The sequence below is a fragment of the Mesorhizobium sp. M8A.F.Ca.ET.181.01.1.1 genome (assembly GCF_004792025.1).
Lineage (GTDB): Bacteria > Pseudomonadota > Alphaproteobacteria > Rhizobiales > Rhizobiaceae > Mesorhizobium.
This window is the reverse complement of sequence record NZ_SRTV01000014.1, coordinates 20,126-43,488: the sequence shown is the minus strand read 5'-3', so window position 1 is coordinate 43,488 and position 23,363 is coordinate 20,126. Positions and strand designations below refer to the sequence as shown.

The 23,363-nt window shown below is 64.3% G+C and carries 21 protein-coding genes and 1 pseudogene; 11 read left to right on the top strand and 11 right to left on the bottom strand.

The genetic code is table 11. The annotated features are described in order from the left end of the window. Positions 1-250 precede the first annotated feature (250 nt). The 3 genes from EN824_RS31275 to EN824_RS31265 are packed head-to-tail and all read left to right on the top strand — an operon-like array spanning position 251 to position 4,824. Positions 251-1,732, top strand: coding sequence for a family 16 glycosylhydrolase (locus EN824_RS31275; protein ID WP_127279449.1), 1,482 nt, complete (start codon positions 251-253; stop codon positions 1,730-1,732). Positions 1,733-1,766: 34 nt separating this feature from the next. Further along, entirely contained in the window at positions 1,767-3,503 is a 1,737-nt protein-coding gene (locus tag EN824_RS31270) for a type I secretion system permease/ATPase (RefSeq protein WP_135915222.1), read from the top strand. Position 3,504: 1 nt separating this feature from the next. After that, complete coding sequence (locus EN824_RS31265; protein WP_127873481.1) at positions 3,505-4,824, top strand: HlyD family type I secretion periplasmic adaptor subunit; 1,320 nt, start codon at positions 3,505-3,507, stop codon at positions 4,822-4,824. Positions 4,825-4,989: 165 nt separating this feature from the next. Here EN824_RS31265 and EN824_RS31260 read toward each other — a convergent pair whose 3' ends face one another. Then, on the bottom strand, positions 4,990-6,300 hold the full coding sequence (locus tag EN824_RS31260; RefSeq protein WP_127873480.1) for a hemolysin family protein: 1,311 nt from the start codon (positions 6,298-6,300) through the stop codon (positions 4,990-4,992). Between the two features lie 79 nt (positions 6,301-6,379). Further along, positions 6,380-7,294 (bottom strand): LysR family transcriptional regulator, encoded by a 915-nt coding sequence (locus tag EN824_RS31255; protein ID WP_135867450.1) that lies wholly within the window; start codon positions 7,292-7,294, stop codon positions 6,380-6,382. Between the two features lie 124 nt (positions 7,295-7,418). Here EN824_RS31255 and EN824_RS31250 point away from each other — a divergent pair, with 124 nt between their 5' ends. Continuing rightward, the gene (locus EN824_RS31250) at positions 7,419-8,441 is read left to right on the top strand and encodes an NAD(P)-dependent alcohol dehydrogenase (protein ID WP_135867449.1); all 1,023 of its coding nucleotides are present in this window, start codon (positions 7,419-7,421) and stop codon (positions 8,439-8,441) included. Between the two features lie 7 nt (positions 8,442-8,448). Here EN824_RS31250 and EN824_RS31245 read toward each other — a convergent pair whose 3' ends face one another. The 4 genes from EN824_RS31245 to EN824_RS31230 form a co-directional block, all read right to left on the bottom strand. After that, positions 8,449-9,156, bottom strand: a complete 708-nt coding sequence (locus EN824_RS31245; RefSeq protein WP_135867448.1) for an LssY C-terminal domain-containing protein — start codon at positions 9,154-9,156, stop codon at positions 8,449-8,451. 303 nt (positions 9,157-9,459) lie between these two features. Beyond that, positions 9,460-10,266 carry an extensin family protein gene (locus EN824_RS31240; RefSeq protein ID WP_135867447.1) on the bottom strand — a complete coding sequence of 269 codons (807 nt, stop codon included), beginning with the start codon at positions 10,264-10,266 and terminating at the stop codon, positions 9,460-9,462. A 113-nt stretch (positions 10,267-10,379) separates the two neighbouring features. Then, positions 10,380-11,405 (bottom strand): extensin family protein, encoded by a 1,026-nt coding sequence (locus tag EN824_RS31235; RefSeq protein WP_245521055.1) that lies wholly within the window; start codon positions 11,403-11,405, stop codon positions 10,380-10,382. A gap of 199 nt (positions 11,406-11,604) precedes the next feature. Beyond that, positions 11,605-12,030, bottom strand: a complete 426-nt coding sequence (locus tag EN824_RS31230; RefSeq protein ID WP_135867506.1) for a DUF3775 domain-containing protein — start codon at positions 12,028-12,030, stop codon at positions 11,605-11,607. A 142-nt stretch (positions 12,031-12,172) separates the two neighbouring features. Here EN824_RS31230 and EN824_RS31225 point away from each other — a divergent pair, with 142 nt between their 5' ends. After that, positions 12,173-12,709 (top strand): tetratricopeptide repeat protein, encoded by a 537-nt coding sequence (locus EN824_RS31225; RefSeq protein WP_127873473.1) that lies wholly within the window; start codon positions 12,173-12,175, stop codon positions 12,707-12,709. Positions 12,710-12,976: 267 nt separating this feature from the next. After that, a complete protein-coding gene (gene greA / locus EN824_RS31220) occupies positions 12,977-13,450 on the top strand; it encodes a transcription elongation factor GreA (protein WP_023671981.1) in 474 nt (157 codons plus the stop codon). A gap of 252 nt (positions 13,451-13,702) precedes the next feature. Here greA and waaC read toward each other — a convergent pair whose 3' ends face one another. The 3 genes from waaC to rfaD are packed head-to-tail and all read right to left on the bottom strand — an operon-like array spanning position 13,703 to position 16,610. Beyond that, complete coding sequence (gene waaC, locus EN824_RS31210) at positions 13,703-14,683, bottom strand: lipopolysaccharide heptosyltransferase I (RefSeq protein ID WP_135867445.1); 981 nt, start codon at positions 14,681-14,683, stop codon at positions 13,703-13,705. Further along, positions 14,680-15,687 carry a lipopolysaccharide heptosyltransferase II gene (waaF, locus tag EN824_RS31205; protein WP_135867444.1) on the bottom strand — a complete coding sequence of 336 codons (1,008 nt, stop codon included), beginning with the start codon at positions 15,685-15,687 and terminating at the stop codon, positions 14,680-14,682. The genes waaC and waaF overlap by 4 nt, the downstream gene beginning before the upstream one ends. Continuing rightward, the gene (gene rfaD, locus EN824_RS31200) at positions 15,660-16,610 is read right to left on the bottom strand and encodes an ADP-glyceromanno-heptose 6-epimerase (RefSeq protein ID WP_135867443.1); all 951 of its coding nucleotides are present in this window, start codon (positions 16,608-16,610) and stop codon (positions 15,660-15,662) included. Before rfaD ends, waaF begins: the two co-directional genes overlap by 28 nt. Positions 16,611-17,059: 449 nt before the next feature. Between rfaD and EN824_RS31190 the strand changes: the two are divergent. From EN824_RS31190 to gmhB, 4 genes and pseudogenes are all read left to right on the top strand, one after another. After that, a pseudogene (locus EN824_RS31190) lies at positions 17,060-17,693 on the top strand (LysE family translocator). Between the two features lie 135 nt (positions 17,694-17,828). Next, on the top strand, positions 17,829-19,322 hold the full coding sequence (rfaE1, locus tag EN824_RS31185; protein WP_135867442.1) for a D-glycero-beta-D-manno-heptose-7-phosphate kinase: 1,494 nt from the start codon (positions 17,829-17,831) through the stop codon (positions 19,320-19,322). Between the two features lie 8 nt (positions 19,323-19,330). Next, entirely contained in the window at positions 19,331-19,903 is a 573-nt protein-coding gene (locus EN824_RS31180) for an SIS domain-containing protein (protein ID WP_127278285.1), read from the top strand. After that, positions 19,896-20,555, top strand: a complete 660-nt coding sequence (gene gmhB, locus EN824_RS31175; protein WP_135867441.1) for a D-glycero-beta-D-manno-heptose 1,7-bisphosphate 7-phosphatase — start codon at positions 19,896-19,898, stop codon at positions 20,553-20,555. The genes EN824_RS31180 and gmhB overlap by 8 nt, the downstream gene beginning before the upstream one ends. Here gmhB and EN824_RS31170 read toward each other — a convergent pair. Then, positions 20,552-21,346, bottom strand: a complete 795-nt coding sequence (locus EN824_RS31170; RefSeq protein ID WP_127278287.1) for a glycosyltransferase family 2 protein — start codon at positions 21,344-21,346, stop codon at positions 20,552-20,554. The genes gmhB and EN824_RS31170 overlap by 4 nt on opposite strands. A 245-nt stretch (positions 21,347-21,591) precedes the next feature. Continuing rightward, positions 21,592-22,071: an Lrp/AsnC family transcriptional regulator gene (locus EN824_RS31165; RefSeq protein ID WP_127873463.1), complete on the bottom strand. Its 480-nt coding sequence runs from the start codon at positions 22,069-22,071 to the stop codon at positions 21,592-21,594. Positions 22,072-22,333: 262 nt separating this feature from the next. On the opposite strand from EN824_RS31165, the gene trxB reads away from it, so the two are divergent. After that, positions 22,334-23,308 carry a thioredoxin-disulfide reductase gene (gene trxB / locus EN824_RS31160; RefSeq protein WP_135867440.1) on the top strand — a complete coding sequence of 325 codons (975 nt, stop codon included), beginning with the start codon at positions 22,334-22,336 and terminating at the stop codon, positions 23,306-23,308. The last annotated feature ends 55 nt before the right edge of the window (positions 23,309-23,363 follow it).

Below are 23,363 nucleotides of genomic sequence, written 5' to 3'. Positions count from 1 at the left end.
CGGGCCGCAAGTAGACTTCTGCACATCATGAAATTTTTATTAAATATTTCGCCCGCGTGATTACGGTCCATAGACTTTATGTTGGTCTGTTGTGCTGTCCGCTCAGAAAATGTCACCGAATGGTCGATGCTATGACAGACTATGTGGCAAATTCCTGGAACGATATCGTGCAAGGCAACGTTGGTCCGGATGCGGCCTGCGGGAATCGAACGATGCGAACTGGCCAGGCATCACGAGAAGGGTTTATCCGATGAGCTTCTTCGTCAACGCCGTGGGCGTTCCTCTTCCCTATAGCGGCGCTTCCAACCATTGGTACTCGGCGGCGGGATCCGGGCCGGACTTGTACGGCAGCACCGGAAATGACTCCTTCTATGGCGCAGGCAATGTCAACGTCACCATGCATGGTGGCACGGGTGACGACATCTATTACCTCTATGGGGCCGGCAACAAGGTGGCGGAGGCGGCTGGCGCAGGCATCGACACGATCAGCACATGGATGAGCTACAAGCTCCCCGACAATGTCGAGAACCTCATCGTCACACACGCCAACAACTATGCCTTCGGAAATGGGTTGGACAACATCATCACCGCCACGGTCGGACACCAGACCCTGGACGGCGGCGCGGGAAACGATGTGCTGATCGACGGCGGCGGCGGTTACGACACGTTCATCGTCTCGAAGGGCAATGGAAGCGACCTGATCGCGAATTTTGCCGCCACCGACACGGTCCGCCTCAATGGCTATGGGTTCACGTCGTTCGACGCCATCCATTCCAACATGATCCAGGCTGGATCGAACGTGCTGTTGAATTTGGGATCCGGTGAGATTCTCGAGTTCAAGGACACGACCATCGACAAGATGCAGCCCGGCCAGTTCGAACTGCCGATCGACATGTCGGCAATGAAGCTGTCGTTCAGCGACGAGTTCAACTCGCTCAATCTTCACAACGACCAGGGCGGCACATGGGATACCAATTTCTCGTGGGGAGCGCCCAACGGCAGCACGTTGACCAACAATGGCGAGTTGCAATGGTACATCGACGCCAATTACGCGCCGACGAGCTCCGTCCACCCGTTCAGCGTGAACAACGGCGTGCTGACCATCACCGCCGCGCAGGCGCCGGCCGACATCAAGCCGCTGATCAACAACTACGAATACACGTCAGGCATCATCACCACGCATGACACCTTCTCCCAAACCTACGGCTATTTCGAAATGCGGGCCGACCTGCCCGAGAACGCCGGCGCCTGGCCAGCCTTCTGGCTGCTGCCGGAAGACGGTTCGTGGCCGCCGGAGCTGGATGTCGTGGAAACGCGCGGGCAGGACCCGAACTCGTTGATCATGACGGCGCACTCGAATGAAACGGGAACGCACACCAAGGTCTCGTCGACGGTGAATACCATGGATACCGCCGGCTTCCACACCTATGGCCTGCTCTGGACACCGGACAAGCTCGTCTGGACCTATGACGGTGTGCAGGTTGCGGAAGCGGCGACGCCGTCCGACATGAACAAGCCCATGTACATGCTGGCCGATCTCGCGGTCGGCGGCTTTGCCGGCGCGCCTCCCGATCATCTGGCGACGCCTGCAGAGATGAAGATCGACTACATCCGCGCCTATACGCTGGACAATGCGCCGGCGAGCGCCCTGCACCTCACCAGCAGCACCGCCACGCACAGCATCGCCAGCAGCACGCTGCACGGCGGTTCCGAATTCGGGGGCCACGTGTAAGGTCCCGGGTCATGCAGCGGCGGGAAATGCGCAAATGACCGGACCGTCCGGCCTGCGCCCAGTGTTCATACGTGCCATCGCCGATGTCGGCGTCTTCTCGCTGTTGATCAACATCCTGCTGCTGGTGATTCCACTCTACCTGCTGCAGGTTTATGACCGCGTGCTGCCGTCCTCCAGCGTCGAGACGCTTGTCTATCTTTCGGGCATCGCGGTTCTCGCGCTCGCCTTCCTCGGGCTGCTGGACGCGATCCGGGCGGTTTACACGCAGCGCGTCGCGGCGACCGTCGACCGCAAGCTGGGTGCCAGCACCTTCGCCGTTTCGCTTGGCGCAAAATATGCCGGCGTTCTTTCGCCGCTGCGCGACCTCGCCTCGGTCTGCGCCTTCATCAGGTCGCGCGGCGTGGCGGTGCTGTTCGACCTGCCCTTTGCCCCTGTCTTCCTTGCGTTGCTCTATCTCATCCATCCGGTGCTGTTCTGGGTGACGGTCGCCGGCGCGGTGCTTCTGATTTTCCTGGTCGTGGCCAACCAGCTCGCCATCGGCCGCAACGACGCCTTGTCCACGGAGCGCTCGGCTCTGGCCAGCCAGGCGGAACAGGCCTTTGCCCGCAATGCCGAGACGCTGCGCGCCATGGGCATGGTGGAAAATGCCTCGCGGGTCTGGGGACGGCACGTAGCGGCGGCGCTCGCCTTCCATGACCGCTCCTCGAGCGCCAATGCAATCTTCAGCGGCGCCTCGCGGGCGTTGCGCATGATGCTGCAACTGGCGATCCTCGGCGCCGGCGCATGGCTGGTGCTTCAAGGGCAGATGACGGCCGGCATGATCTTCGCCTCGTCGCTGGTCTCGTCGCGCGCGCTGCAGCCGCTCGACCAGCTGATCGGCGCCTGGCGGCAGATCGCCGACGCCCGGCGCGCGTGGACGCGGCTGGAGAAGGCGCTTGCGGCGCGTCCGGCCGAGCCGCGAAAACTGATCCTGCCCGATCCGGCAGGCGCGATTTCCGCGCAGGATGTTTTCTTCATGGCGCCGAATGCCCGGCCCGGCACCGAGCCCATCCTCAAGCGGCTGAATTTCGCGATCGGCGCGGGCGAGGCGTTGGCCATCGTCGGCCCAAGCGGCGCCGGCAAATCGACGCTGGCGCGGCTGCTCGTGGGTGCCGCCTGGCCGACCGGCGGCTCAATCAGGATCGACGGCGCCGACCTCGGGACCTGGGACGAAAGCCAGCTCGGAAAGCATGTCGGCTACCTCGCGCAGGAGGTCGAGCTCTTTCCGGGATCGATCGCGCAGAACGTCGCCCGCTTCGACCCGGAGGCGCACGATGCCGCCATCGTGGACGCGGCAAGGCGCGCCCAGGTGCATGAGCTGATCCTGGCGCAGCGCGACGGCTACCAGACCATGATCGGCCCGTCGGACAGGGCGTTGTCGGGCGGCGAGCGCCAGCGGATCGGGTTGGCGCGCGCCTTCTACGGCAATCCGCGGCTCCTGGTGCTCGACGAGCCCAGTTCCCATCTCGATGGTAGCGGCGAGGCCGCGCTAGAGGCGGCGCTTTCGGCCGCGCGGACGGCGGGCGTCACGGTCATCGTGATCACCCATCAGCCTTCGATCGCGGCTGCTTGCGATCGCGTGATGCTTTTGCGCGGCGGCATGATCGAAGCCTTCGGCCCAAGCAGCGAGATGCTGCGGCGCTCGGTCATCGGCAAGGGCGTCCAGCAGAGCACGGTGGTGACCGGGTCGTTCGTCCCGACGATCCGCGCGGGTGGCAGTTTCGGATCGTGAGATGACGACACAGAGCATCGCCTTGGACGGCCAGCCACGCACCGACATAAGACGCGTGGCGCTTACCGGTTATGCAGCCATGGCGCTGCTGGCGGGCGGCTTCGGCTACTGGGCCGTCAGCGCCCCCTTGTCGGGCGCGGTGATCACCCAAGGCACGATCTCGGCAACCGGCGGAAACATCCAGATCCAGCATCGCGAGGGCGGTATCGTCCAGGCACTGCTGGTCCATGAAGGCGATCGCGTGCAACTGGCCCAGGATCTGGTCGTGCTGGATCCAACGGCCGCGCAGGCCGAGCTCAACCGGCTGACGCGACAGTCGATCGCGCTCAGGGCAAGTGCGGCGCGGCTGGAGGCGGAACGCGACGGGTTGGACAGGCTGGCGCCAATCGCCAAAGCGGCGCCGGAACCTTTCCAGCCGGATTTCGAGATCCTGATTCGAGAACAGCAAAAGGAATTCGACGCCAGGCTCGCCCGGTTCCGGTCGGAACAATCGATCCTGGCACAACGGGTCGCCATGCACCGGCAGTCGGTGGTGGGATTGCAGGCCCAGAAACAGGCCATTCAGCAACAAGCCGAAGTCGTCAAGAAAGAACTCGGCATCAAGACCAGCCTGCTCGACAGGGGCCTCACCAACCGTACCGAATACTCCCAGCTTTTGCGCAGCGAGGCCGATCTCGTCGGGCAAGCCGGGATGCTGGAGGCCAATCTGGCGACGGCCAATACCCAGATCGTGGAGGCCCAGGAGCAGACCGAGCGCCTGACCACGCAACGCGTCGAGGAGGCGCTGACGAAACTCGACGACGTTCGCTCCAACCTGGCCGATGTCGAGGAACAGATCAGGACGGCGGAGGCGGTGCTGCGGCGAACGACGATCAAGGCGCCGGCGGCAGGCATCGTGGTGTCGTCGACCTACAATTCCAAGGGCAGCGTGATTGCTCCGGGCGAAAAGATCATGGAAATCCTGCCCACCGCGTCTGGCCTGGTCGTCGATGCGAAGCTGCGGCCGAAGGACATCGATCAGGTCCGTGTCGGCCAGCCGGCGAAACTGCGACTATCCGCCTTGAACGCGCGGCTCACGCCAGAGGTCTCAGCCACCGTGACACAGATTTCGGCGGATCGGCTCATCGATCCAGCCACGCGTGAACCCTATTTCCGCGCCAAGCTGACGATTGCCGCCGACCTGCCGCCCGGCGTGAGGCGCGAGCAGCTTTACCCCGGGACGCCGGTCGAGGCGTTCATCAGCACCGGCGATCGCACTTTCCTGGAGTATCTCGCGCGGCCGCTGCTCGATTCATTCGCGCGGGCTTTCGCTGAGCAGTAGACCGCCGACCGGCAGTGAACCGGCGCGCCGCTAGAGCCGTTCCGCGTTTCACGGAATCGCGAACGGCTCCAACTCTTTGTTTTTACGCAATTCCGAACGGAAGCCGTTTCACTCTTTTCCTGGAATTGCTCTAATAACCGCCGTCGGCCTTGGACATTTGAACGGTCAGCGCGCCACTTCGCGGTGGCCGCTGGGCAGGCGGGTGGCGATCAGCTTGTCGATGCGGCGGCCGTCGAGATCGACCACCTCAAAGCGCCAGCCCTGGGCGTCGACGCATTCGCCGGTCGCCGGCAGATGGTGCATGTGCGACAGCACATAGCCGGCGACGGTTTCGTAATCGCGGTTCTCCGGCAGGTCGATGCCCAGCACTTCGGCCATCTCGTCGGCCTGCATATAACCGGCGAGCAGCCATGAGCCGTCGTCGCGCTGGACGGCGCTTTCTTCCTCGCCGGCCTCGAGGTCCGAGCGGAAGACGCCGGTGATGGCTTCCAGAATGTCGGCGGGCGTGACGATGCCTTCGAAGTGGCCGTATTCGTCATGCACAAGCGCCATCGGCACGTCGCTCTCCTTCAGCTTCTGCAGCACGTCAAGGGCGTCGGCCTGGTCGTGCACGATGGGTGCCGCGCGCACGTATTTGCGGGGGTCGAGCGCGCGGCCGCCGAGCAGTGCTGCCAGCACGTCGCGCGTCTGGATGACGCCGATCATGGCGTCCACCCCGCCGTCGCCGGCGGGCAGGCGCGAATGCTGGGTGTCCATCAGCAGCTTGCGGATGGTGGGTTCATCGGACTGCAGGTTGATCCAGTCGACATCGGTGCGCGGCGACATGACGGCGCGCACGGCGCGGTCGCCGAGCCGCATGACACCGGCGATCATGCGCCGCTCGTCGGATTCGATGGTGCCGTGATGCTCGGCCTCGGCGACCAGCATCTTGATCTCCTCGTCGGTGACCTTTTCCTCGCTTTCGCCGCGCTGGCCGAGCAGCCAGAGCACGGCACGGCCCGAAATATCGAGCAGGAAGACCAGAGGCGCCGAGATGGTGGCGAGGATGGTCATCGCCGGCGCGGCTCTCACGGCAACGCGCTCGGGATCGCGCAGCGCGATCTGCTTGGGCACGAGTTCGCCGATGATCAGCGAGGCGTAGGTGATGATGGCCACGACGATGCCGACGCCGAGCGGGTCGGCGATGGTCTCGCGGATGCCTGTCGAGGCCAGATATTGCGCCAGCCTCTGGCCGAGCGTGGCACCGGAAAAGGCGCCCGACAGCACGCCGACCAGCGTGATGCCGATCTGCACGGAGGACAGGAATTTGCCCGGATTGGAGCCAAGCGCCAGAGCGCGGCCGGCACCCTTGACGTTGCGGTCGATCATCGCCTTCAGGCGAGCCGGCCGCGACGAGACGATGGCGAGTTCGGACATCGACAGAAGGCCGTTCACGCAGATGAGGACGACCACGGTGGCGATTTCAACGTATAACATGAGGGGTCAATAGCATTGCCGCACGGCTTTCGAAAATAGTCGGCGACCATTTTAAAAAGATGACGGCGATACGGGCCGATCAGGCGGCATCCCAGGGTGGCGACGAGAAGTGCGCGACCAGCGCGTCGACGACGACCCGCACCTTGGGCGTCAAGGCTCGTGTCGCCGGCCAGATGGCATGGACGGAAATGTTTTCGACCAGCGTGTCCACCAGCACCATTTCCAGCGCGCCGCTCCTGAGGCTGTCCGCCACCAGCCAGGTCGGCAGGAAGGTGATGCCGCAGCCGGCAAGGACAGCGCCCAGCATCGGCTCGCCATTGTCGAGCACCAGCCTTGCCCGCGGCGTGAATTTCGCGACATGGCCATCGGCTTGCCTGATGCTCCAGGCGTGGGCGACGCCGTTGCGGGTGTAGCCGATCAGGTCATGGCCGGCGAGGTCCTCGATCGTCCGTGGCCTGCCGTTTCTGTCGAGATAGGCGGGGGCGGCGCATATGGCCGAGCGCTGGGTATAGAGCCGGCGTGCGGCGAGCGACAGGCTGTCGTCGAGGTCGCCCATGCGGACCGCGAGGTCGATGCCTTCCTCGATGAGGTCGACGCGGCGGTCGTTGAAGGAAATCTCCATGGCCAGATCGGGAAATCGCCTGGAAATGTCGAACAGCACAGGCGCCACGCAGCGGTGGCCGAAGGCCGAGGGCAGGTCGACCCGAAGGCGGCCCGAGGGCACCTGCCGGCGCGAGGCCAGCAGCGCCTGGGCGGCTTCGATCTCGGACAGCGCCCTGACGCAGGCTTCATAATAGCACAGGCCTTCGCTGGTCGGGCTGAGGCTGCGCGTGGTGCGGTTGAGCAAGCGGATGCCAAGCCGCTGTTCCAGTTGCGCGACCGATTTGCCGACCGCCGATTTCGTCACGCGCAGCCGCTCGCCTGCGCCGGTGAAGCTTCCGGCCTCGATCGTTTGAACAAAGGCGACGATGCCTTGCAGATCCGCGGATTCCATCGATCTATTCCCATTGTAGAAATCTGATCACCAACTCGTTTCCGATTATGGATCATGGAAGCGCTTTTTTCCACAGTGAAACGGCGTAAATATCCCGCCAGCCATGCAATCGGGAGCAGACGCAATGAAGAGCGACATCAACAGATCCTGGCGGATGACCGGCTTCGGCCTGCCCAGGCTGGAATTGGCCGAAGGGAGGATTCCCGAGCCCGGGCCGCATGAACTGCTGGTGCGGATCAAGGCCATATCGCTGAACTACAAGGACAGGATGATCGTCGATGGCGTGCTGATCCCCGACCTTGCCTTTCCATTCGTGCCGACCTCCGATGCCGTTGGCGAAGTGGTGGCGGTCGGCGGCGGTGTCAGCCGTTTCCGGACCGGCCAGCGCGTGCTGGGGCAGGTGATCGCCGACTGGCCGGATGGCGATGCGCCGCCGGTGCTGCACCAGCACACGCTGGGATCGTCGCTGCCCGGCACGTTGAGCGACTATCTGCTCCTGAATGAGGACGCCGCCGTGCTGGCGCCGCCCTCGCTCAACGACGCGGAGGCCTCGACGCTGCCGATCGCGGCGCTGACGGCCTGGTTCGCCATGGCCGAGGCGACACGACCGGTGCCCGGCCAGACCGTCCTGATCCAGGGCACCGGCGGTGTCTCCCTGTTTGCGCTGCAATTCGCCCACGCCTTCGGCCTGCGCGCCATCGTCACGTCAAGCAGCGACGGCAAGCTCGAGCGGGCAAAGACGCTCGGCGCCTGGCAGGTGATCAACTATCGCGCCAAACCGGCATGGGACGAGGTGGCGCGTGAGTTGACGGGTGGCGCCGGCGTCAACCATATCCTCGAAATGGTCGGCGGCGACAATGCGCGGCGATCGCTCGACGCGTTGGCCGCCGATGGGCGGCTGTCGATCATCGGCCTGCTGGGCAGCATGGAACTCAGCTTCCCGATCGTGCCCTTCCTGCGCAACCGTATTGTCGTGCAAGGCATTTCGATCGGCCATCGCCGCGCCTTCGAACGGATGAACGAGGCGATCGAGGCGCTGGCGATCAAGCCGGTCATCGACAAGGTCTTTGGTTTCGACGAGGTGCCGCGGGCCTTCGAGCATCTGGAGAAGGGGCCGTTCGGCAAGATCGTCATCGCCACGGCCTGACCTGTGATCACCGCAACTGCTTCAGCACGCCGACGATCGCCCTGCCATCGGTGAAATAGGGGTCGCCGCCACCGTTGCGGCCGGTTTTGGTGGCGCCGATGCCCGCCAGGTCGCTGGTCGAGGACAACAGGCCGGCGGCATTGAGATCGCCGATCACAAAGTCGCGTTCGGCATCGATGTCGGGACCGATATGATGGGTGATGGCGCCCGTGTCGTGGCTCAAGCCGACACCGCGATCGAAGCTGGCGGCGCCCAGCCAGAGCGGCCTGCCATCGTCGCCGACCGTATCCGTCCGCCAAAAACGGATGTGGTGGCGCCGGTCAGCACTGTCGCCGACCGGCTTTTCGAAAGCGAGTTCCTGGGCGCGGCCCTCGAACAGCAGGCGGCTCACCGGGGCATCGGGATAGGGGCGGGAAAACAGAACACTCTCGCCGATATCGATGGCGGTCCTCAAGGTGACGGCGTCGGCGGTGTCCCAGCCGGCGACGGCGAAAGCGTGCACCAACTCCTTCTCCGTACCGACCAGGCCGACATTGATCGGGTCGCCGGGAATGCCTTGCGGCGTGTGGGTGACCATCTCGAAGCGCTGGTTGCGAAAGCCGCGATCGCGGAATGTCCAGAATTCCGGCGCGACGACATAGGCGAGCGCCACATAGGCGGCCAGACCTGCCACCAGCCAGATCGTTACGCGTCGTCGAAGGCTTCCGTGGATCATCTACTCACTGTCTCGTTGCTGCCACCATGCCTTCGTCATCCTAGGGCGGAGCAAGGAGCGAAGCGACGCAGCGCAGACCCTAGGATCCATGCCACGACAACGGCCGAAGAATACAGCGGTTCAGAATGAGCGGAACTGCCTGAGAGTGGACACACGTTCTTCTGATAGCATCTCACCGTCGCACCTGCTCAGGGGTCACGGCATGGATCCTAGGGTCTCCGCGACGTCGCTTCGCGACTGCTCCACCCTAGGATGACGAAGTACCGGCTCCGGCTAAATTCCATCGTCCTTGATTGCGGTGCTCTACCGGCAGGCGCGATAACCGTTCTTGCGGTTCTTGATGTCGAAGTGGAAATGGTTGCGGTGGTCGTAATTGTAGCCGGGGCCGAGCACGGTGGTGAAATACTGGCAACCGTCGGCGCGCACATTGTTGAGGAAGCCCCGGGTGCGGAAGGCGAACAGGCCGGGCTTGCGCACGTCGATGTCATCGCCATTGTTGAGTTCGATGCTCATGACGTCGAGCGCGTTGCCCTTGCCGTGCTCGGACAGCACGCCCTCACCGGCAATGTTGCGGCAGGAATAGCTCGAGCCCTGGTGGATGGTCCTGACGCCGGAGAAATAGCGCCAGCGGGCGGAGGGAACGAGTTCGTTCTTCGTCCAGGCGGCGAAGGTGGCGGCCATGTCGCAGGTCAGCGTCGCGGCGGGTTTCATCTGGATGCCGCCGATTGCGGTGACCTTGACCGGATAGTCGATGCCGCACTGGCCTTCATGGATCGGCGCCAGGTCGGTGTAGGCGACATCGAGGCGCTTCAGCTGCTGGCGGCAATCGGTTTCGCTGGCTGGGATTTGCTCCACCGGCGACATCGGTTCATCCATGCGTGGATAGGCGGCCTGCGTCATGTAGGGATTGGACGGGACAAGCCTCTGCATGCCCGTATATTGAGGCACGGCCGCGGTCTGCGAGCCGACATCGACGGCGGGCTGCAACGACAGCACGCTGCCGGTGTTGCAGGCCGAAACCGCGGCCATCCCCAGACCGGCGGCCAGCAGCGATGCAGGTTTCAGTTGCCGCGCGGCGGCGCGGAAAACGGCGCGAAATGTGCCGGCCATTGGCGGAATCCTGTTGGATATCCGGCATTTTAACGATCAAGGGTAAAGGAAAACTCAGCGCCCGCGTTCACGCCTGCGGCTGAAATGCGGCAGCGAGCCTGTAACAGCCGCATTTATTGGCAGAACGTGCCGCCATGCCGGCGCGGTTCGAGATCGAGATGGAAGTGCAGCGCGTGGTCGGCGTCGGCGCCGGGGCCGAGCACGGTCTTGAATGGTCCGCAGGCGGCCTTGCGCACGGCGTCGAGGAATTTGCCGTCCTTTTCCGGCGGTGTCGGGCCGACCTCGATCGTCTTGCCGTCGGACAGCGTAAAGCTGGCGATGTCGAGCGCGTTGCCGAAAGCATGTTCCGACAGTTTGCGCGTGCCGTGGCGCGGCCGGCAGACGAAGGCGGATGCCTGGCTGATCGATTTCAGGTCCGCGCCGAATTCGGCTTTCGCGGCCGGCTGGATGACGTCGGCGGCAAAACGCACTGCCGCCTCCGCCATCGGGCAGTTGAGTTCGGTGCCGGGGGCAATCGCGATCGACTTGCCGAGCGACTTCAGCACGATCGGGTAGGGGATCGAGCAGCCGATTTCGGGATTGCTCTCGGCTTTGTGGTCCTCGAATTCGACGCCGAGCGTCTTCAGGCGCTCGCGGCAGGCGACTTCCTCAGCCGGCATCTTGTCGGCGGGGAGATCGGCCGAGCGCGGATCGGGCAGCATCTTCTCCTCGTAGCCCGCATCCGCCGGTTTTGGCGTCGGCTGGGGGGCGACGGCCGGCGGCTGAGGCTCGGGCGTCGTGGTGTCGGGCTTAGGCGTCGGTGTTGGCACCACGGCTGGCGGCTCCGGCTCGCTTTCCGTTTCGGCTGGTGGTTCGGGCGGTGTCTGGCTTTTCCGATGGGACTTTTCGTCCTTGAGCAGATCGGGCGCTCCGCCGCTCTTCGGACCTTCGGTGTTCCGGTCCTGCGTCTTTGGAGCGTCTACCTTTGGGGCGTCCGCCGGACGTGGCTCGGGCACCGGAACATCGGCGGACGGCTGGGCATCCTGCGTTTTTTGCGGTGCGGGTTTTGGCGCGATATGCTGCCTGACCCGCGCTCTCGACTGTCGCTTGCCTCTTGGCCGCAGCGGCTGGTCGGCCCGCTGCGTCAGCGGCTGATCCACGCGCGGGCTTAGCGGCCCGTGGTGTCTGTGACGATGTCTGGCGTCGGCCGGCGTCACCAGCAGAACCGCCGCCGCCAAAAGCAGCGCCAGAGTGCAGAATCGGGAAAAGCTCAGCGTTGCCATCGCTCGGAAACGGCGCCGGTCGGCTGAAGTTGCCTGGACAGGCGCTTCGACCCGATCACAATCGGTTACCTCCGCGTTACGCGCCGATTGCTTCCAGCCCCTCTTCCAGCAAGTCGGCGAGCAGCGGCATGCCGAGCAGGTATTTCGCCGTGCGTTTGTTGGCGCGCTCCCGCGCCGCCGCCACCGCTTCGGCCCATTCCGAGGCGTCGTAGTCGCCGCGGCCGACCCAGGCCAGCGCGATCAGCTCGGCGGCCTCGTCGATATTGAGGTCGTTGATCAGCTCGCGCAGCTCTTCCTCGGTGAGGTTTTCCGAGCTTTCCTCGGCAAGGCCGTCGTGGTGATGGTTGTCATGCCTGTCGCCGTCGAACTCGACCTCGTGTTCGGCGCCGTCGGCATAGTCCTCGTTGACGGCCGCGCTCAGCGCCTTGGCCTTGAGAATGAACAGCCGCACGGTGTCGGGTCCGATCGTCAGATCCCAGGTCTTTTCACGCCGCCGCTGCACGGGCCTCTCCGTCAGTCATTTGCCGGATGATACCGGATTTGCGGCATCCGTCACCTCATGTTCTCCAGGCGGGCTTTTTTCCGGGATGAAACGCGGACTGCTCGGCGTTAGTGTGGCATTGTCACAGCCTCAGGAGGTTTCCATGCATAAAAGAGTGCTTATCCAGGCGGCGAGCGCGCTTGTCGCTCTGCAGTTCCTCGCCGTTCCGGCGTTTGCCGCCGGCAGCAGCGGTGGCAGCGACCAGACTGTCACCCAATGCAAAAAGGGCGAGGTCTGGGATAAGAAGAAGCAGAAATGCGTGCCGCCCAAGGAAGGCATGCTGGACGACGACAGCATCTATGATGCGGGCCATGCACTGGCGATGGCCGGCCGCTACGACGAGGCGATCTCGGTTCTCGTTCTGGCCGCCAACAAGCAGGATCCGCGCATCCTCAACTATCTCGGCTATTCGCACCGCCATTCCGGCCGCGTTACCGTCGGCCTCGGCTACTACGAGGAAGCGCTGCGCATCGACCCGAATTACACGCTGGTGCGCGAATATCTCGGCGAGGCGCATCTGCAGATCGGTGACCTGGCCGGCGCCCAGCAGCAGCTGACGGAGATCGAAAAGCGCACCGGCAAGGGTTCGCGCGAATACGGCATGCTGTCCGAGCAGATCGAACATTTCATGAGGAGCTGATCGGGCACCATGGTTTCTCGAAGCGGCCGCGAGCGATCGCGGCCGTTTTTGTTCGCTCCATTCCACAGCCACCTTCGCTGACAAAAGAAGGGATGATTTTTGCAAAACCGATTTTTGAGCGTGAAAAGCCCGCAAAGATTGCTATATTCAGGGAAATTGCGGTGAAACGGTTCCGTTAGCCCGAGGCTGCCGGACCGTTTTCTTTTTGTACCCAACGACAAGGCTTCCCCCGAAACGCGGGGGCGGCGGCAGGAAAGGTCAGGCACTATGAACAAGGTCCCGATGACAGGCGAGGGGTTCGCGTCATTGAAGGAAGAACTGCGTTGGCGCCAGCAGGAAGAGCGGCCGCGCATCATCGAGGCGATCTCCGAGGCGCGCTCGCATGGCGACCTGTCCGAAAATGCCGAATACCATGCCGCGAAAGAGGCGCAGAGCCTCAATGAGGGCCGCGTCAACGAGCTCGAGGATTATATCGCTCGCGCCGAGGTGATCGACGTCACCAAGCTCAGCGGCGACAAGGTCAAGTTCGGCGCCACCGTGGTGCTGGTCGACGAGGACACCGAGGAGAAGAAGACCTACCAGATCGTCGGCGACCAGGAAGCCGACGTGAAGTCCGGCCGCATCTCGATCTCTTCGCCCATCGCGCGCGCGCTGATCGGCAAGGAAGTCGGCGACGCCATCGAGGTCAACGCGCCTGGCGGCGCACGCGGGTACGAAATCGTCCAGGTGCAATTTATCTGAGAGGGCGTCGGCTGGGTGAGGCTCCGCGCTGACAGGCGCTATTCGGGCGAAGGTTTGCGCCGCCCCTCATTGCCCTGCCGGGCATTTCTCCCCGTATAGTGACGGGGAGAAAGACGCTGTCATCGATGATTTCGCCAAGTGGCTGGCGCCGACCGCGTATTTCAGCCCCTTCTCCCCGTCACTATACGGGGAGAAGATGCCGGCAGGCAGATGAGGGGCGGCGCTAGCCTTTCCAATCGTTCGGTCGAAAAGTCAGTATTTCCGGGTATTTGCCCGGCTAAGCTCTAAAAGTCGTTCCGCTTCCGCCACCACCTGCGCCGGCGTCACGCGCGCGCCGGACGCTGCCAGCAGCGTCGATGCATATTGCCCACGCGGCCCGGTCAAACCCGGTTCAGTTGCCAAAAATACCGCCACCGTCGGCAGGCCGAAGGCGCTGGCGAGGTGGGTCAATCCCGTATCAGCGCCGATGACGAGCGTCGAGCGGCCGAGAATGGCTGCGATGTCGGCCAGCGGCGATTTGGGCAGCACGACCGTGGATGGCACGGCCTTGGCGATCGCTTCGGCCACGGCCTTCTCCCGTTCGTTCGACCAGGTGGTGACCGGCGTCATGCCGCGCTCGACCAGCAGGCGGGCGGTTCCGATCCAGTCCTCGGCAGGCCATTTCTTGTCCTCGCGGCTGGTGCCGTGCAGCAGGAAGGCCGCTTTTCCGTCGATGCCGGCGATCGTGCCCATCGGTGCGACGATGCCGGAGTCGAGCGTCGAAAGATCGGGCCGGTAGCCGAGCGCCAACCCGAACAGCCGCCTTGTCCGCTCGATGGCGTGCAGGTCGCGCGGCACGGCGTAGGGGACGTCGTAGAACAGCGTCGCCGAGGGTTCGCGCGCGCTCGACCGGTCGAAGCCGGCGATCGGCGCACGCGCCTGGCGTGCCACCAGGGCCGATTTCAGCAGGCCTTGCGCATCGACGACGAGATCATATCGGCAGGCGCGCAAGGCACGGCGCAGGGCCGCCGCCTGGCGCCAGGTGTTCGTGTCGAAGAGGCTCTTTCGCCAGCGCCTTATCGCCACCGTGTGGATGGTGCCGATCGCCGGATGCAGCGCGACGATGCCGGCAAACGCCTCCTCCACGCACCAGTCGAAAGCGATATCAGGCCGCGCGCGGCAGGCATCCTCGAGTGCCGGAAAGGTGTGGATGACATCGCCCATCGACGATGTCTTGACGATCAGCACCTTCATGCCGCGGCCGGAACTTCCAGCAGCCGGTCCGCCGCCGCGGCGACCCGTCCGACTTCCAATGTCTTGAGGCAGTTGAGGTGGCCGAGCGGACAGATTTTCTGGTGGCAAGGCGAGCAGGACAGGCCGAGCCAGACCAGTTCGCGCCGTTCCGCCAGTGGCGGCGTATTTTCAGGCGAGGTCGAGCCGTAGACGGCAACGATCGGCGTGCCGACGGCGGCCGCGACATGCATGAGCCCGCTGTCGTTGGAGACCGCGAGCCGGGCGGCCGCGATCAGGTCGATGGCGTCCTCCAGCCGCGTCTGGCCGGCGAGGTCGACGACGCCGGGGGCCAATGCGGCGATTTCGGCCGTCACGTCGCGGTCGTTCTTCGAGCCGAACAGGGCGACCTTCAGTCCCTTGCCCATGAATTCGCGGGCAAGGCCGGCATAGCTTTCGCTTGGCCAGCGCTTGGCCGGGCCGAACTCGGCACCGGGCATCAGGGCCACGAATTTTTGCGGCGCCAGACCGAAGCGGTCGAGCAGGGCGGCCTGGTTTTTAGCGTCCACGGTCAGCCGGGGTGCGCGGAAACTGCCGCCCTGGGCGAGGCCGAAATAGGCCTGCGCGGTGCGCCGTTTCACGGCGTCGGGCAATGGTACGATGTCGGTCAAAAGGCCATAGCGCATTTCGCGCAGATTGCCGAAACGGCGCGGAATGCGGGCAAAGAACGGGATCAGCGCCGACTTCCAGCTGCCTGGCAGCACATAGGCCAAGTCGTAGCGGCCGCGCAGCAGGCGGCCGAAGCGGCGGCGATGGCTGAATTCGAGCGTGCCGGGCTTCAGCGGAAAGTCGATCTGCTGGCGGATCTCCGGCATGCGCTTGACCAGAGGTGCCGCCCAGGCGGGCGCCAGCACATCGATCGCGGCGTTGGGATGGAGCTCCTTCAGCGCCGAGAACAGGCACTGCGCCATCACCATATCGCCCACCCAGCGTGGGCCGATCACGAGGATCGTTGGGCTTTCAGCCATTCGACATAGTCTCTGACGCCGGTTTCCACTGTGCGGAATTGCCCGTTATAGCCGGCCGCGCGCAAGCGGGACATATCAGCCTGGGTAAAACTCTGGTAGCTGCCCTTGAGATGGTCGGGGAATTCTATGAACTCGATCTCGCCCTTGCCCAGCGCGTCGATGACCGTTTCGGCGATGGCGCGGAACGGCTGGGCGCGGCCGGTGCCGCAGTTGAAGATGCCGCTCGCGCCACGCTTCCATAGCCACAGATTGACGTCGGCGACATCGCCGACATGGATGAAATCGCGGCTTTGCTCGCCCGGTCCGAAGCCGTCATGGGCGCCGAACAGCTTCGGATTTTCGCCGCGCTCGACCTGGTTGAACAGATGGAAGGCGACCGAGGCCATGGCGCCCTTATGCGCCTCGCGCGGGCCATAGACATTGAAGTAGCGCAGCCCCGCGACCTGCGAATGATCGCTGTCGAACACCGTGCGCCTGACATAGTCGTCGAAGAGTTTCTTGGAATAGGCATAGACGTTGAGTGGCCGTTCAAACGCCGGCTCCTCACGAAATTCGGATCCGCCGCCATAGACCGAAGCCGAGGAAGCGTAGAGAAAGGGCACGCGCAGCGCCTGGCAGGCATGCAGCAGCTGTTTCGAATAGGCGTAGTTCACGTCCATCATGAACTTGCCGTTCCATTCGGTGGTGGTCGAGCAAGCCCCCTGATGAAAGACTGCCTCGATGCGGCCGAGCGAGCCGGCTTCCATGTGGGCCAGGAGGTCGTCCTTGTCGAGATAGTCGGCAATGCTGAGATCGGCCAAGTTGGCGATCTTGTGGCCGTCGGTGAGGTCGTCGACGACCAGGATGTCGTCATGACCTTCCGCATTGAGCGCGGCGACGATGTTGGAGCCGATCATGCCGGCGCCGCCCGTGACGATGATCATGAAGGCCTCTGGTTGCGTGCGATTCCGGTCCTTATAAGGGAGGCTGGCCGGGCTGTCGACAAAGCAGGATCCGTGATTAGGCCCAAAGCTGCTGTCTAGCGAGTCGCCATAGGCTTCTTGCTGACAATCACGTCAGGGCAGCGCCGCCCCTCATCCGCCTGCCGGCACCTTCTCCCCGTATAGTGACGGGGAGAAGAAACTGGACGCAACCTCGCCGCCTTCTCTTGCAACGTTGAAAATTGGCGAAACCATCGATGACAGCGTCCCTCTCCCCGTCTCTATACGGGGAGAGGATGCCGGCAGGCAGGTGAGGGGCAGCGCCAACGCCAGAAAAAGGTCATAGGTCGAATTCGAAGACACCCAACATTTGTGGTATCGCCAAAACGGAGACGAAGGGCTGAAGTTAGTAAGCGCTGCCTGTCATAGACCCAACGACAAAGGAACAAAAAATGCCGTCGACCGAACTGCTGATCGCGTTTTTCGCCACCACGGCGATCTTCGCCTATATTCCGGGTCCGGCCATGCTCTACGCCGCCGCGCAGACCATGGCGCGCGGACGCTGGTCGGGGCTGACGGCGGCACTCGGCATTCACCTCGGCGGCTATGTGCATGTCTTTGCCGCCGCCGCCGGCCTGTCGGTGCTGTTCCATGCCGTTCCGCCGCTCTACATGGCGGTCAAGCTGGTCGGCGCGCTGTACCTGATCTGGCTCGGCATCTCGCTGTTTCGCAAGCGCGTGGAGGGCGACGTGGCGCTGCCGGCGATCGAGCGCAAATCGGCATGCCGAGCGTTCTTCGAGAGCATCGCCGTCGAGGTGCTCAATCCCAAGACCGCGATATTCTTCATGGCGTTCCTGCCGCAGTTCATCGATGCCTCCGCGGCCTTGCCGGTGTGGCTGCAGTTCGTCGTGCTGGGCACCATCGTCAAACCTGATGTTCTCCTCGGCCGATGTCGTGTGCGTGTTCCTGGCCGGCCTGGTGATCGGCCGGCTGCGCCGTTCGAGCCGGGCGCAGCGGCTGATGCAGCGGGCCGGCGGCGCGGTGCTGGTCGGGCTCGGCGTCCACGTCGCCCTGCAGAAAACCTGACCGGTCCGGGTTTGCCTCCGCCCCGGCGTTGCGCTGCGCCGAATTGCGGTATATCGGCAGGCATGACCGACCGGCCTCGCAAATCTGGTGTTTCGACCTATCTGAGATCGGCGTTTCCCGCGCGTGGCAGATGACATGATCAAGCACAATCCGCCTTCTCCCGAGCCCCTGCACCGCGCCATCGCGCGCTTCGGCGACATCGCCGTGCTGGTGGTCGGCGACTTCATCCTCGACCGCTTCGTCAATGGCGTCATCGAGCGGATTTCGCCGGAAGCGCCGATCCCGGTGCTGCACGGGCGCGGCGAAAGCTCGGCCATGGGTGGCGCCGGCAATGTCGTGGCCAACATCGTCTCGCTTGGCGCGCGCGCCATTCCGGTCTCGGTGATCGGCACTGATCCCGCCGGCGACAGCCTGGCGCGGATGCTGGGCGAGCTTGGCGCAGAGACAGCTGGCCTTTCACAGCAGCGCGGCCGCATGACCTCGTCGAAGAGCCGCTTCAGCGCGCTCAACCAGCAGGTGCTGCGCTTCGACGAAGAAGAGATCAGGCCGCTCGGCGAGGCGGAACGGGCTGAGCTGATCCGCCGTTTCCGGGACGCGCTGCAACAGGCGGACATCGTCATCCTGTCCGATTACGGCAAGGGCATCTTGCTGGACGGCGTCGCCGCCGAACTGATCGCCATCTGCCGGGAGGCGGGCAAGCCGGTGCTTGTCGACCCGAAGGGCCGCGACTATGCGCGCTATGCCGGCGCGACCGCCGTCACCCCCAACCGCAAGGAACTCGGCGAGGCCGTCGGCCATGCGGTGTTCGCCGATGACGAGATCGTGGCGGCTGCGCGGGAACTGATTTCGGCGCACGGCTTCGACTTCGTCGTCGCCACCCGCAGCGAAAAGGGCATGAGCGTGGTCGGCCCCGAGGAGGCGCGCCACATCGCCACCCAGGCGCGCGAGGTGTTCGACGTCTCGGGCGCCGGCGATACGGTGATCGCGACCTTCGCGCTGGCGCTTGCAGCCGGCGCCGATCCTGTCGCCGCGGCCTCCATCGCCAACGCCGCCGGCGGCGTCGTGGTCGGCAAGCGCGGCACCGCGCGGCTGAGCGTCGAGGAACTCACCGGCGCCCTGTTCCGCTCGCATGGTCCGACCGCCCACAAGGACGCTATCCTCGACGCCGCCTCGGCCGCGCGCATGGTGACGGCATGGAAGGCGGAGGGGCTGAGCGTCGGCTTCACCAATGGCTGCTTCGACATCCTGCATGCCGGCCATGTCAGCCTGCTGCACGCGGCGCGCAGCCAGTGCGACCGGCTGGTGCTCGGCCTCAACAGCGATGCTTCCGTGCGCCGGCTGAAAGGGCCGGGCCGCCCGGTCAACGACCAGCATGACCGCGCCTGCGTGCTCGCCGCGCTCGCTTCCGTCGATGCCGTGGTGGTGTTCGAGGAGGATACGCCGCTGGCGCTGATCGAAGCGCTTCTGCCCGACATACTGGTCAAGGGCGCCGACTACACGATCGACACCGTGGTCGGCGCCGATGTGGTGCAGAAGGCGGGCGGCCGCGTCGTGCTGGTCGACCTCGTCGCCGGCAAGAGCACCACCGGCACGATCGGCAAACTGCGCGCCGGCGGCGCCACCAACTGAGGGATCTCATGTCCGAATTGAACGACTATCTGGTCCGCTCGGCGGCCGCCATCACTGCCACGGTCGAGCGAGATCTGACCAGCGAGATGGAGCGTGCGGCGAGTGCCGTCGTGTCGGCGCTTTCCTCCGGAAAGGCCTTGCTGGTCTGCGGCAATGGCGGCTCGGCCAGCGACGCCATCCATATCGCCACCGAACTGGTCGGCCGCTTCCTGAAGGAGCGCAAGGCCTACAATGTGATTGCGCTGCCGGCCAATGCCGGGATGCTGACCGCCTGGGGCAATGATTACGGATTCGACACGGTGTTTTCACGCCAGGTCGAAGCGCATGGGGCCGCAGGCGGCGTGCTTCTGGCGATCTCGACCAGCGGCAATTCGCCGAGCATCCTTGCCGCCGCCGAACAGGCGCGCATGATGGACATGACGGTGATCAGCCTGACCGGCGACACCGGTGGCAAGCTGAAGCCGCTCACCGACATCCTGCTCAACGTACCTTCGACCTCGACGCCGATCATCCAGCAAGGCCATTTGTGCCTCTATCACTATCTGTGCGAGGTGGTCGAAGCGCGCCTGTCGAATGGCTGACGGGATCGGGACGCCGCACCCGCTGACCGAACCGGGGCTCTGGGTGGAGCGGATCGGCGGCCGGGTTTTCCCGGTACGCTCGCCGGCGCTGTTCCTCGACCGCGACGGCACCATCAATGTCGACACCGACTATCCCAGCGATCCGGCCGAGATCGAGCTCAGGCGACGGATGCTGCCGGCGATCGCCGCCGCCAACCGGAGGGGGATACCGGTGATCGTCGTCACCAACCAGTCCGGCATCGCGCGCGGCTATTTCGGCTGGGACGTTTTCGCCAAGGTGAACGCCCGCGTGGTCGAGTTGCTGAACGGGCAGGGTGTGTTCGTCGACATGGTGCTGGCCTGCGCCTATCACGAGGCTGGCGTCGGGCTTCTCGCTGTTGCCGATCATCCGATGCGCAAGCCCAATCCGGGCATGCTGATCGAGGCGGGCAGGCGCCTTGATCTCGATCTCCAGCGCTCCCTGATGGTCGGCGACAAGCTGGCCGACATGCAGGCGGGCCAACGCGCGGGCCTGGCGCAGGGCTGGCTGGTCGACGGTGAGGGGGCACTTCAGCCTGGCTTCGCCATCAGGCGCTTGCATGACGACCGCGATCTCGGCGGCCTGCTCGCGGCCGTGGAGACGCTCGGTCGGGACCGCGGCCTGCCGGCCTAGGCCTTATCGTCGCGCTGCGAGGCTTCGTAGAGCTTGGCCTCGGTGGCGAAGGAATAGATCATCACCGACATCGAGTAGACGAAGCCGTGGCGGCCGCACAGGAAGTAGCGCTTGGCCAGGTAGAATTTCAGGAAGTTGCCGAACGGTGACAGCACCAGCCGCACCAGGCCGGGCTTCTTGCCTTTCTCGACCAGCGTGACCGCCTTGAGGCTGGAATAGGCGTTGGCCCGGGCAAGATCCTCCTCGACCGATATTTCACGGCGATGCAGCAAGACACCGTCCTCGATCGTGTCGGTCTCGCCCGGCACGCGAACGGATTCATGCACCCGCGCGGTGAGATCCATGGTGGCGCCTTCCCTGCGGAAAAGCCTGAGCAGCCTGTTGTGCAGGACCCAGCGATGGGCATAGCCGTAGCCCTTCAGCCAGTCGCGGCGGCGCATGTACCATCCGCTGGCCTTGCCGCCGGCCGCCTGGGTGATGGCCACGATCGACTGCCGCAGCCGGCCGTCGACGCGCTCGTCCGGGTCGATCGAAAGGCACCAGGGCTGGTTGGCATGGTCGAGCGCGAATTGCCGCTGGCGGGGGAACCCCGGCCAGTCATTGTGCAGCAGCGTTATCGGATAGCCCTTGGCGATATAGCTTTTCACGCATTCGACGGTGCCGTCCGTCGAGCCGGAATCGACGATGATGATCTCGGCGCAGAAATCGATGCTTTCCAGGCACGGGCCGATCATATCGGCCTCGTTCACGCAGATGATGAGCGCCGAGACCGGGCTTGCAAAACGGGTCATGGTCCCCTTCTCATGCGGATTCTTCCGGATTTCACGTGCTCGCGCCATCTGTTCTCAAGCAATTCCGGGCGGAAAACCGTTACACATTTTTTCTGGAATGGCTTGAGAAACCAGTCAAGCGCCCAGTCAAGCAGTGAAGTCCGGCAGAGCCGTTCAGCCTTGTATATCAACGTCTTTCGAATACCAACGCGGCGCCGGTGTGGCGAAGGTCAGGAATTCGCCTATCGCGCGGGCGTCGGCTGGCCTCAGGGTCGTTCGAACGACACCAAACCCTCATCCTTGACGCGACGAATGGTGAGCGCGGTGCGCACCGTGTCGACGTTCGGCGTCGAGGTCAGTTCCTCGATGACGAAGGTCTGGAAGCTGCCGAGGTCGCTTGCCACGCAATGCAGCAGGAAATCGGACTCGCCCGACACCATCCAGGCATCGCGCACGATCGGCCAGCCGCGCGTGCGGTCGGCGAAGATGCGCAGTTCGGCATCGGCCTGGTGATGCAGCCCGACCAGGCAAAAGGCGACGACATCGAGGCCGAGCGCCGGGGCGTTGAGCAGCGCGCGATAGCCACGGATGATACCGGCTTCCTCTAGCCGCTTGACCCGGCGCAGGCAGGGCGGGGCCGAAATGCCGACGCGGTTCGAGAGCTCGACATTGGTCATGCGCCCGTCCGACTGAAGCTCGCGCAGGATCTTCCAGTCGATGGCGTCAAGATCGGCCTTGAGGGGCATTAGGGTTCTCGATGATCAGTGTGGCGCAAGAATCTTTCGCGATTTTGTAATTAAACGACTTTTGTGTCGAAGCCAGCCCTCGTCGACGCGATTTTGGACAGGTAACGAAAAGCGCTGATCGCGCGAATATCCACACGGGCCGAAGCTTTCCGGGGACGACGGTTCGCTCGTCTTGCTGGCGTGGCTGGCAGCCCTTACATTAAGCGCTACATTCCACGTCTTTTTCCAAGGCACACTCGTGTCCGCCCCGCAGAGGCTCCAAATGACCACCAAGCATGCGCCCGTTCTCATCATCGGTTCCGGTCCGGCCGGCTATACGGCGGCGGTCTATGCCGCGCGCGCCATGCTGAAGCCGATGCTCGTCGCCGGCCTGCAGCAGGGCGGTCAGCTGATGATCACCACGGACGTCGAAAACTATCCCGGCTTCGCCGACCCGATCCAGGGGCCGTGGCTGATGGAGCAGATGCTCAAGCAGGCCGAGCATGTCGGCACTGACATCATCAACGACATCATCACCGAGGTCGACCTCAATGTGCGGCCGTTCCGCGCCAAGGGCGATTCCGGCACGACCTACACGGCCGACGCGTTGATCATCGCCACCGGCGCACAAGCCAAGTGGCTGGGCATTCCCACCGAGCAGGACTTCATGGGCTTCGGCGTTTCGGCCTGCGCCACCTGCGACGGCTTCTTCTATCGCGGCAAGGATGTCGCGGTGGTCGGCGGCGGCAATTCGGCGGTGGAAGAGGCGCTCTATCTGTCCAACCTCGCCAAGAGCGTCACCGTCATTCACAGGCGCTCGGACTTCCGTGCCGAGCGCATCCTGCGCGAGCGGCTGTTGAAGAAGGACAATGTCCGCGTCATCTGGGACACGATCGTCGACGAGATCACCGGCCGCCCCGGCAAGGCACCGCTGCCGCCTTCGGTGGAGGGGCTGAAGCTCAGGCATGCCGTGACCGGTGCCGAGAGCCACCTCAAGGTCGACGGCGTCTTCGTGGCCATCGGCCATGCGCCCGCGGTCGAGCTGTTCGCCGGCAAGCTGAAGCAGAAGCCGAACGGCTATCTGTGGACAGCGCCGGATTCGACGCGCACCGACGTGCCTGGCGTGTTCGCGGCCGGCGACGTGACCGACGATATCTACCGTCAGGCAGTGACGGCGGCGGGGCTCGGCTGCATGGCCGCGCTCGAAGCGGAAAAGTATCTGGCCGGCATCGAGGTGCATCGCGAGGCAGCGGAATAGGCGGCTCGCAAAACTGTTAAAAAAACGGCTTAGAAGCGCCGTGTAAAAGCCTGAT